This window comes from Cupriavidus sp. GW823-FHT07B10 (assembly GCF_058794355.1).
On the sequence record NZ_JBXAGS010000037.1, the window covers coordinates 1 to 10,190 of the forward strand.

4 protein-coding genes, 1 tRNA gene and 1 pseudogene are annotated in these 10,190 nt (G+C 63.6%); 3 read left to right on the forward strand and 3 right to left on the reverse strand.

Features of this window, described 5'->3' with window-relative positions:
• Positions 1-7,823: SpvB/TcaC N-terminal domain-containing protein (locus AC1Q6V_RS34475; RefSeq protein WP_492316782.1), on the reverse strand; the 7,823-nt coding region annotated here is incomplete at its 3' end.
• A 149-nt stretch (positions 7,824-7,972) separates the two neighbouring features.
• Between AC1Q6V_RS34475 and AC1Q6V_RS34480 the strand changes: the two are divergent.
• The 3 genes and pseudogenes from AC1Q6V_RS34480 to AC1Q6V_RS34490 all read left to right on the forward strand — a co-directional run.
• A pseudogene (locus AC1Q6V_RS34480) lies at positions 7,973-8,080 on the forward strand (helix-turn-helix domain-containing protein); the annotation flags it as partial.
• A 30-nt stretch (positions 8,081-8,110) separates the two neighbouring features.
• Positions 8,111-8,647, forward strand: coding sequence for a DUF3016 domain-containing protein (locus AC1Q6V_RS34485; protein WP_011617177.1), 537 nt, complete (start codon positions 8,111-8,113; stop codon positions 8,645-8,647).
• A 305-nt stretch (positions 8,648-8,952) separates the two neighbouring features.
• Positions 8,953-9,028: transfer RNA gene (locus tag AC1Q6V_RS34490), tRNA-Met, on the forward strand.
• A gap of 119 nt (positions 9,029-9,147) precedes the next feature.
• On the opposite strand, the gene AC1Q6V_RS34495 is transcribed toward AC1Q6V_RS34490, so the two are convergent.
• Complete coding sequence (locus tag AC1Q6V_RS34495; protein WP_010809333.1) at positions 9,148-9,294, reverse strand: DUF3096 domain-containing protein; 147 nt, start codon at positions 9,292-9,294, stop codon at positions 9,148-9,150.
• 175 nt (positions 9,295-9,469) lie between these two features.
• On the reverse strand, positions 9,470-9,721 hold the full coding sequence (locus AC1Q6V_RS34500) for a hypothetical protein (RefSeq protein ID WP_010809334.1): 252 nt from the start codon (positions 9,719-9,721) through the stop codon (positions 9,470-9,472).
• Between the last annotated feature and the right edge of the window lie 469 nt (positions 9,722-10,190).

Sequence of the window (10,190 nt, forward strand, 5' to 3'; positions counted from 1 at the left end):
GGCCTATGGCTTCCGTGATGACCACTACTTCTTCTTGAAGATCCGGGCGGCCTTCCCCGGAAATCGGTGAAGAACCTAATTTTTGCTAGCCGATAAGCGAAGGTATCCTCAATCGGTCCGGTCCATGTGGACGAACCGACATGCGTACCTTCTTTGCCGCCAGCGGTTCTGCACATTCCCAAGACAATGGTCGCGTCCTTTTCGAACGCGATCTTCTTGTCATTGATCATTTTCTCCAAGTCTGAAAGTTTGGCCGCACGCTTGGCGTCGAACGTGGCACCGCCCGGCGGCTTGTCGGTGTATAGGCCGGCGCCAGGTCCTTCACCGCCCAGTCCAAAGGGTGTGCCATGCGATAGGACCACGAGTTCCTTGATCGACCCGGCGTTCTTGAGTGCATCGAGTAACGCTTTGCCGGAATCGACTTGCACGACATCATAGCCTTCGGCTTTCAACGCGGCCTCAGACGCCTTATACTCGTTTTGAGACTGACGATAAGCACTCCACAACTTTTTATTTGCTTCGTATTTTTTCAAATCAGAAGAATATTTCTTTTTTGCTTCTTCATACTTTTTCATGCTTTCCACGAATGCTTTCTCAGCTTTGTTCTTATCTTTTTCGTATTTCGCCTTCTCTTTATCTGAAGCATTTTTTCCGGGGGCTTTAATCGTCGGCTTCTGGGGCTTTATGGGCTCCTTAGGTCGGGGGAGTTCCTTTCCCGCCGGCCTGGATTCATTGTGCATGACAATGGCGAGCTTTTTTCCGCTCTGGCCGTCAGGATCGACGAAGCCCGTCGGATTGCCGAAGCAGTATTGGTAGAGGTTGGGACCCTCCTCCTCGCCTGCCGGATCGCAGGCCGTCCATCGCCCGAGCCACGGCGCGTAATACCTCGCCCCGTGGTAGTACAACCCGCTCTCCTCATCCTGCTCCTTGCCGGTATACCGATACCGTTTCGCTGTCTCGGTCTGGCTGCGTACGGCCTGATAGGTCGAACTACCGTAGGGTGCGTATTCCTCGTAGGAAATGATCTGCGCCTGTTCATCCAGTTCCAGGCTGGCTGAGCCGAGGTGGTTGCCGAACTGGTAGCGGATCAGTTGCCGGGGTGCGTGGTCGCCGCCCGCCGAGTCAAACGTCCGCGTCTCCACCACCGCAATGCGCTGCTTGTCGTCCATCACGTGCAGCGTCTCGCGCTCCAGGGTGGCGGTGTTGGCGTCAATGGGGCCGACGTGCTTGCGGAAGATCTCGAAGCCGCCGAGGTAGATGCGCTCTTCGGTAAGGCCCGGCGCTTTCTCCCACACCTTGCGCACGCGCTGGCCTGAGGCGTCGTAGACGTACCAAGCCGCGCCGCCACCGCCCAGGTCGGTCTGGCGCAACTGATCCTTGTAGTCCCAGTGCATGTTGGGCCCGAGCAGGCCGCCGCCCAGGTGCGGCATGCGCAGCATGTTGCCGTGAACGTCGTGCAGGTAGGTTTCCGGCTGCGGCGTGTTACCCGCCGGGTTCAACGTGGTACGGGTCAGGCGGTTCCTGGTCTTGAGCAGCGCACCGCCGTTGCCGTCTTCGATCAGACTGGCTTCGAGATAGTCGTAGGCGCGTGTCCAGCCCGGATGCGCCGGGTCGTTGCCGCGATGCTGCATTTGCAGGAAGTTGCCGACGGCGTCGTACACATAGCGCTCGATGTACGTGCCCATGGCGTTGCCGTTGCCGGGGTGGTCGAGTCCTGTGTGGAAGGCGTTGGATCCATCGGGTGCCGTTGGCGGCTTTCGCTCGCCGCTTGCCAATTGACCGAGGTGTTCGCGGCCGGTGGCCTGGATCAGGCGGTAGAGGGCGTCGTAGACATAGTCGTTGCTCGGTTCGACGCGCTTGTTCCGGAAGTAGATGGTCTGCTGCGCGTCGTCCTGGATGTGGGTGATGTTGCCGGCCGGGTCGTAGGTGTAGTGCAGGTTCTGCACCTGCTTGCCCGGCCAGCCGGCACCGGGCTGCTGCGGATCGTCGCCAGGGAAGTCCGCCGCCTTGCGCTTGGTCAGAAGTTGGGTGAGGCGGAAGGTGAGCGGGTCGTAGCGGTAGAAGGTGCTGGCGCCGTTCTTGTAGTCGATGAGCAGGCGCTGGCCCTTTGCGTCGTAGTCGATGTCGGCGACGCCGACCAGCGATGGGGCCTCGTTGGCCGGGTCGAGTAGTGCAGCAGGTTCGGCAGCGCGTTCCAGCCACACGTCCACCCGCTCCAGCAGGTTGGCCTCGTTGAACACCGGCTGGATGACGTTGAACTTGCCGCGCCCCAAGCTGCTGCGCGGAGCGATGGACTGGATGGGACGGTTGAGTGCGTCGTAGCAGGTGCCGGCCTCGAAGGTTTCGACGTCGAGCTTCGGGTCGCGCAGCCAGTCGGGGATGGCGGTGTAGTCGCTGACCAGTTGCCGCGTGCTGTACAGCAAATTGCCCTTGAAGTCGTACGCATCGGTCGGATTGCTGTTGGCATCCACTCGCGCATTGGTCGCGACGTGGGCCGAATCGAAGTGGCGATAAATGCGGGTGCGCAAGTTGAGCACTTCGGCGTTGCCCAGTGTCTCCCCGTACTCGATCTTGTCGACCAGGATCTCGCGATTCAGGGTGCGCGGATCGGACTCGTTGGTCGTGCCGCGCACGGTCTGCTCGACGGGGCGGCGCAGCAAGTCGTAGGCAGTGGTGAAGTTGTGGCCGCGGCTGTCCCAGGCTCGGATGGGTTTGCCGCCCACCTCGTTGAGCATCCAGAGCGCGCCGGCTTCCATGCTGAGCTGGTGGATGCGGTTGCCAAGCATGTCGTAGGCGTAGCGCATGACGATGCGACCGAGCGGGTCGCCCGCCTGCCGGATGGCGTCGCGCATGGCGCGCTGGTTGCCTTCGATATCCAGCTCGACGCGGGTGGCGAAGCTGTCCTCGCCGCCGTCGAGGTCGTGACCGAGGCACACGACGCGGTTGCGCGCCACGGTGAGAAAGGGGCGGCCGAGCACATCGAAATGCGCGGTGGTGGGCGTGTCGGCATGTGCTGCAGCCCGTTGGGCAGCGTTACGCTCGTCCGCTCCCAGGGCGCCGCCAATGCGTTGTACATACCAGGTTTGCCAAGGCTGCGCGGGATTGGCTGGCGGGGCTTTGAAGAACTCGGCGACGTAGCCGCGGATATCAGCGTCGGTGCGAGGGTCACCGGTCTGGGCGTTGCGCGCGGCACAGGTGTCGTTGACGTCGTAGGTGGTCTGCTGCCAGGGGTCGAATACCACCTTCTCGTAGGTGTGGTCCGGGTGCAGCGTGGCGATGACACGCTCGGCCGGGTCGTAGAACAGCACCGGGCTGACGCCGACCATGATGCCGAATTCGTAGTCATGCGTGGCGCTGAAGAAGGGCTCGTACTGGCGGACCGGCTTGCCCTTGTTGTTGAAGATGGCCCAGCCGCTGCCAACCCAGCGTGGATTGACGATGGGCGCGGCTAGGTTGCTGACATCCAGCGGTCCCGGCTCGGCCTGGATCTTCTTCTGGATCTCACGGCCGAAGCCGTCGGAGTAGGAGAAGCTGAGCTGGATCTTCAGGCCCTGGGGCGGCAGCGGGCTGCTCGCGTGGGTTTCGCGGGCGAGCGTCGCGGCGCAGGCGGGCTGCCACTTCGTCGGGTCGTTGGGGTGGGCCAGCCGCGTGCGGCGGAAGCGGTCGAGGTCGTAGACGATGCGCGTGGTAGCGTCTTTCAGCAGCGCGGCTGCGACGGCGTGCGGATCGGCAGCACCAAAGCCGTCGAGCTGAGCTTGCGTGAGGTCGGTGACAAAACCAGCCAGTGTGTCACCTTCCATCTGTGCGGGCAGCGGCTTGCCCATCACGGCAGTGCCGACCACCATGCCGAGCGTGTCAAAAGCGACTTCGGTCTGGTTGCGGTTGGGATCGCTGACCAGGCGCGGCTGCAGGACGCGGCAATCGTTGCTGTCCACCGTGACGCGGTTGCCGAGCGCGTCGCGGGTTTCGACCATCAGCAGGTCGTGGGCGTCGAAGTCGACGAAGGCGTTCTGGCCGAAGGGGTCGCGGTAGCGACGCGGCCGAAAGAAGTGCTGCCGCGCCTGCGCCAGTTCGGTGGCGGCGTTGTCGGCAGGATCCGTGCTGAAGAAGGCCTGCCCCGAGGGCATCCACCAGTGATCGTCCGCGTCGCTCGCGGGGAAGCGGCTGTCCGTCTTGAGGGTCTGGCTTCGAAGGTAACCGCCCCGGTTGCCGGCCTGTCCGCCAAGGACGGCCGCCGGATCGGGCAGCAGGGGTTCGGCCGCCTGCCCTTGGCGCGGACGCTGAAAGGCCTGTTCGATCAGGCCTGGGGTGAAGGCGAGCTTGTAGCTTTCGCCGGGCAGGCCAAACGACTGCGATTCTCCGAGCGGCAAGAGGCCGTTCAGATTGTCGCGCCGGTAGAGGGTGCGCAGCCATTCGATCGGGCGGCGGCGCTGGCTGCCGGCGGCTGTGGCCTCGTAAGCGACATCTGGTGCGGTGACCTTGTGGCGTAGCCGGCCGGCAGCGGCAGGATCGGGCTCGACGAAGTCCGTGGCTTGGTAGCGACCGTCCGCACCAGTGGCGGCGTAGCCCGTCAGCTCGAACGTGATCGCCTCGCAAGGCAGTGGGTTACGGCGCGTGTCGGATGACTCAATGGCATTGGTGACACGGTTTTCGGTGTAGGTGAGCAGCGATGTTGTCTGCCGTTCGCGATCCCACTGCGTCGACAGCGGTGAAGCGCGGCGTCCGTAGCCGATAGCCGCTTGCTTGAGCACGTTGCCGTAGTCATCGACCTCCAGCGTCAGCGCGTGCTGGATGCGCGGGTCGGCTGGGTTGCGCTCGTAGTGGTAGCTGAGGGACTCGCAGGGGTAGGTGAAGAAGACGGCGTGGCGATTGGCGCCACGGGGCTGCAAAGCGCGGATGCTGAAGTTCTGCTCGGTGACGGTGTAGGGCGTACGGGCGCGCTGGACCTGATCCGGCGTGGCGCCGGGGTGGTCGGCGTCATCGGCATAGACCTCCTGGCGCAGCATCGAGCCCTTGAGGGTGCGGCAGGCTTCGCGCTCTTCTTCCACGGTCAGGCCAGGCGGGACGATGGTGTCATCGAGCAGAAGCGGCCGCGCGGTTTCGACGGTCAGTCCGGGCTCACGGAAATACTCATTCTCGAAGTGGCGCGAGACGCGTTCCCGACCGAGGTAGACGCCGGTATGAAACCAGCTCTTGGTGTGCACGGGCGGCACGTGCGATGCAGCGGCGATGTTGTCTGCCAGGACAGTGCCACCGGCGAGGGCGGCGAACTGCTCCGTGTCCCATTGCTCGACCATCCCGAAGCCGCGGAACTCTCGTTCCTCGCCGTCGAAATAGCCGTGGTGGTAGGCGTAGCGGGTGACGAAGCGGTTGCGGCTGATATGGTCGCAGGTTTCCACGCGCTCGACCACGTGGACCGGAAACGGCAGCCGGGTGATCCACGGCTTTCCGTCGCGCTTGTCCTGCAGGTAGAACCTGGTGGAGGGGGCGTAGTCGACGCGGGTCTCTGCCCCGAGGTTGTTGACGGTCCTGACCAGCAGATGCGGCTTGCGCCCGCCCATGAGGTTGACGTAGCGCATCGAACGCCGCGCGTCGCCCGGCAGCGCCGATGACCAGACCAGGCAGGCGGTGCCGTTGCCGAGCAGGTCGGTGGCCAGGATGCTTGCCAGGTCATCGATGCGCGGGAACACCTTCAGCACGTGTGGCTGGCTCCAGCCGTTGCCGGACTGGTTGAAGTACAGCCGCACGCCATCGCGGTGCAGGTAGATGATGTCGGTGGTGCCGCTGCCGTCAATGTCGGCCAGGCGGAGATAGCGATGGTCGAACTGGCCCGGATGGTCGAACCAGGGCGCGTTGTCCATCGTGATCTTGGCGCCGAAGCGGCCATAGCCCAGGTTCGGCCAGTAGCAGACTTCCCCGTTACGGATGCGGACGATGTCGGTCAGGCCATCGCCCGAGAGATCGGCCAGGTAGAGCGACTGGGTGCCATCGGCAAAGATGACGCGCGGGCCTTGCTCTTCATCGAGCGCCTGCGCGACGTGCCGGGCCGGGCCGAAGCCATCTTCCCCGAGCAAGGCATGCCAGACAAAGGCATTGTCTTCGGTGATCAACACGTCGGCACGGCCGTCGCCGTCCAGGTCCACGAACCTGAGGTTCGGATCGCGCAGATTGCGGTTCAGGCGCGAGGCGAAAGGACGGAAGGGTTGCCAGCCTTCGGCCTCGTCATGCTCGTACAGGCCGGAGGCGGCGCCTTCCATGACAACCACGTCGGGCTGGCCGTCGCCGGCGAGGTCCATGAACTCCGCGCCGCCGGACAAGCTGGCACCGGGCTTCATGGCGACGGCTTCGAGCGGCGCGAACTTCGCCCTCACTTCCTGCTGGCCGCCCGGCAGCCTTTCCGGTATCGGGCTGAGATTGCGCTTGTAGTACCAGGCCCCAGCCTGCTCGGTGAGGATGCCGGCAAGCCCCTCGCCGTGCAGGTCGGTCCAGCGGTAGCTGCTGCCGTCCAGGCCGATGGGCGCGCTCTCCAGGCTCTCCGGGTCCACTTCCTCCACCACATCCTGCACCTCCGGCGCGGTGTACTCGAACTCCAACGGCGGAAAGCTGCGCCGGTCGTAGCCGCCGTTGTGCCGACGATAGCCGGTCTGGGTGACCGCGCGCAGGAACGCGTAGATGGGGTTGTGAACGTCAGTGGGGGCGCCGTCCGAATAACTGAAGTCGGTGGAGCGCACCAGGCAATCGCGCTCTACACCCGCTTCGCCCGGGAAGTGGTGGAACATCAGGACACGCCGGCAGATCCGGTAGGTGCGCAACTCGAAGCCGGCGCGGTATGCGGAAAATGGATCCTGGCGCGCGGGCCACGTGCCCGTTTCGGCCGGCGTCGGCGCGCTGGCGTCGTGCTCGCCGTAGTCGAAGACGACCTCGAAGAGCCAGGCGTTGCTTGCGTCGCGCGCGCACGAATCAGAGGGCTCGGGCCAGGGGGCATCGTCCGTCAGTATCGGGAAGTAGGGCGAACGATGGCCATAACGAATGCGCTTGAGGTAGCGCTGCGCGGAACGGGACGCATCCGTGCGGTTGCGCTCATGTGCCCTGGCAAGTCCGTTGCCGGCCGTGTCCTCAAGAATCCGCGCCGAGTCATCGGGCTTGTAGCCATAGACAATGACGTTGCCCTTGTCATCGTGGCTCTGGCAGATCAACCAGCTGAAGACGCGGCTTGGGTCCGCTGGATCGGCAATGCGGCTTTCGGCTGTCCTGCCGTACCAGGTAGTGACGTTGCTCTTTGAAATGGAGCGCCAGAACACGTCGCTCGCATCGGCGAGGTTGGTCCAGCGCTCAATGCGGGCGAACAAGCCCTCGATGCGCGGCCGGAAACGGTCTACCCGGTACGTCATTCCATTGACGGTGCGCGCGGGCAACTGCTCCCGCTCCCATTTCCCTTGCGCATTCGTGAGCACCGGGACCAGGTCCTCGGTGCCAGAGATCATGTAGACGTCGGGTGCGTCCACATGGTCGAGGTAGGTCGGAAGCCCCCGATCGGTCTTGCGAGTGATCGCAGGAAGCGACAGGTTCCAGCCGAAGCCGAACGGACCGTTGCCCGCGCCTGAATCGTAGCTCAGAGAAAGCTGGGGGCCAAAGCCCGAACGGCCCGGGCTTGTTGCGATCGGCACCGAAATCGAAGCGGTGCCGGTGACCGGGTTGGCCCCGAACTTCTCGCCGAGACCGCGGATCGCGCCGCCGCCCCTGGGCAGCGAGATCGACGGCGCAGCCTGACCCTGAGTCCCCTGGTTGCCTGAACCCTCGCTCGCTGCCGTGCCTGGAATCATGACAGGCGCTCCCGGTGTAATGCTTTTGTTCTTGGCTCCTGCGCGGAGACGCACGTGAAGGCGGCCCTTGCAATGGATGCAGCGTAGAAGACCGCGGCCAAAGTGCAACTGCGAGCCGTTTAACTCTGATCTGCACATTCCCGGGTTCGATGGCACCCGGATACCCGGATGAGCTTGCTGCCTTCGCAAGCATCGCGAGGGAGCAAAGCTTCAGGGGCGCAGCAGCAAAATTGGGGGTGGTTCAGCCTGCACTCAGCCAGATGGTCCGAAGCGATCGGGAGCTTGCCATGGCCAGATCCCTCCGTCTGCTGGCTGCCTGCGCGGCAGCCCTCGCTTTGAGCGCTCTTGCTGCGCCGCCGGCCGGAACCCTGATCCTTAGCTTCAATCATCCCGAGACATACACGGATGCTGCCTATCGCAGCGCGTACGGCAGCGACAAGGAGAGGGCGCAGGTGATGAACGATATCCGCGCCCACTTCCACGAACTGGCCGCCCGCCACCTGCCGCCTGGCTATACGCTGAACATCGAAGTGCTCGATGTCGACCTGGCCGGACATTTCGAACCGTGGCGTTTTCCCGGCTATGACTTGCGCGTGGTGCGCGATGTCACCTGGCCGCACATGAAGCTGCTCTATGAACTACGCGGCAGCGATGGTGCCGTGATCGGCAGGGGCGAGCAGCGTATCGCCGACCAGACCTTCAATATGGGTGTCAACGTCTACAGTCCCACCGACAGGCTGCGCTACGAGAAAGCGATGATGGACCGTTGGTTCGACGAAGCCGTGACACGCAAGATCCCGGCGCGCCAGAGCGATCACGCCTGATTGGCTGCCTTCCGTTGCGCCAGCGCCGACAAGACGGCCTGGCTCATTGCACCGACCCCGGCCTTGATCGCGGGCTCAGGCGCCGGCGCAAAGAATGGCGAATGGTTCGATGGCAGCGCCGCGCCGCCGGTCTTGCCCGGATCGGGTGGACGCTCCGGTAGCGCGGGCAGGGCGGTTGACGCGTTCGTGGCGGCCCGTTCATGACAGTGTCAAAAGCGGTCGCCCCGAGAAGACCTGCTCGGCAATCTGCACAGTTTTTTGGAATAGGGGTATCCAAGTGCTGCCAACCCGCGTATATTTTGCCCCGCGGGGTGGAGCAGTTGGCAGCTCGTCGGGCTCATAACCCGAAGGTCGCAGGTTCAAGTCCTGCCCCCGCAACCATATTCGCCCAGGCCCCGCCGGAGCTATCCGCGCGGGGCGTTTGCTTTCATGCCGGAAGATGGTGAGGGGGGCGTCCGCACCCCCGGCAAGCATCCGACCAGACGCAGGCCCCGGCCCGCTCAGCGCAGGTGCCCGCCAAACAGTCCGAGCAGGCCGATGACAATGAGGTAAATGGCGACGATATAGTTAAGCAGCCGCGGAATGACAAGAATAAGGATGCCGGCGATCAACGAGATTAGCGGGCCGGCGCTGGTAATGAAGTCCATGATGGGCCTGTGTGATTGGGGTTGATCTGGCGGGCGCTCCTGGGGGCGGCTGTTGGTGGTTACATGGCAGCCAGCTTCGTGACCTTAGTGGCTTCGAGGCTGATGCCTGCCATCAGTCCGCCATGATTTGCTCCGGTGCTCGAGCTATGAAAACGGTGGCGCAGAGAGGCAAAGCTCAGCCGAACACACGCGATCGCAGGTCGTCCTCGAAATCGACAGTCCATTGCGCACCGAGGTTTCCGTCGTATTGGCGGATTTCCCTTCCGAAGCCTACCGAGACGGTGCGCCTGCGTGGCGGCCCAGCGCCTGCAGCGTCTTCAACCGCTGTTACGGTAAATCCGTCGGGTGCGACCCCGTTACGCAGACAGGTCTCGCGGAAAGCTTCCTGCTCCAGCGGAGGGAACTGATTCAGCATCGTCTCCAGCATGGGTGTCTCCTGATGCCGACATGTAACGAGGAAAGGCCGAAGCGGCCAAGGGCGGCCCGTCGGCTGGCCGCCTTTGCCATTTCGCCCGCGGTGCGATGGCTCGGGTGCTGACCCTCTCCAGGGCGGAGGACTGCCGCTCGGGCGGAACGCGTTGTCGATGGCCTGCCATGGAATCCTGAACACCGATTCGAGGGATTCGCTGTAGTACTCGTTGCTGCTCCTTCGTATCGACAGGAACATCCATACCTATGCCCAGAGGATAGTTTACGCACCGGGAGGGCGCGTTTCGGCATCGGTCACTGGTGGCGGGGCGTAGACATAGGGTCAGGGGTCGCGGTAAACGCTGTGATAGTCATGGTGGGATGCGGCAATGCTAATTTGACATAACACTTATTATGCGCGTATCGAGTGTCAGGGCCAAATAGAATTGTCGTACCTGGGCCAATTAGACATGTCGTACTCCCTTGTC

What these genes read in the sequence shown, in the direction of transcription:
- AC1Q6V_RS34500 (WP_010809334.1), bottom strand. Translation starts at nt 9,721, where the DNA reads ATGCTGGAGACGATGCTGAATCAGTTCCCTCCGCTGGAGCAGGAAGCT.
- AC1Q6V_RS34485 (WP_011617177.1), top strand. Translation starts at nt 8,111, where the DNA reads ATGGCCAGATCCCTCCGTCTGCTGGCTGCCTGCGCGGCAGCCCTCGCT.
- AC1Q6V_RS34495 (WP_010809333.1), bottom strand. Translation starts at nt 9,294, where the DNA reads ATGGACTTCATTACCAGCGCCGGCCCGCTAATCTCGTTGATCGCCGGC.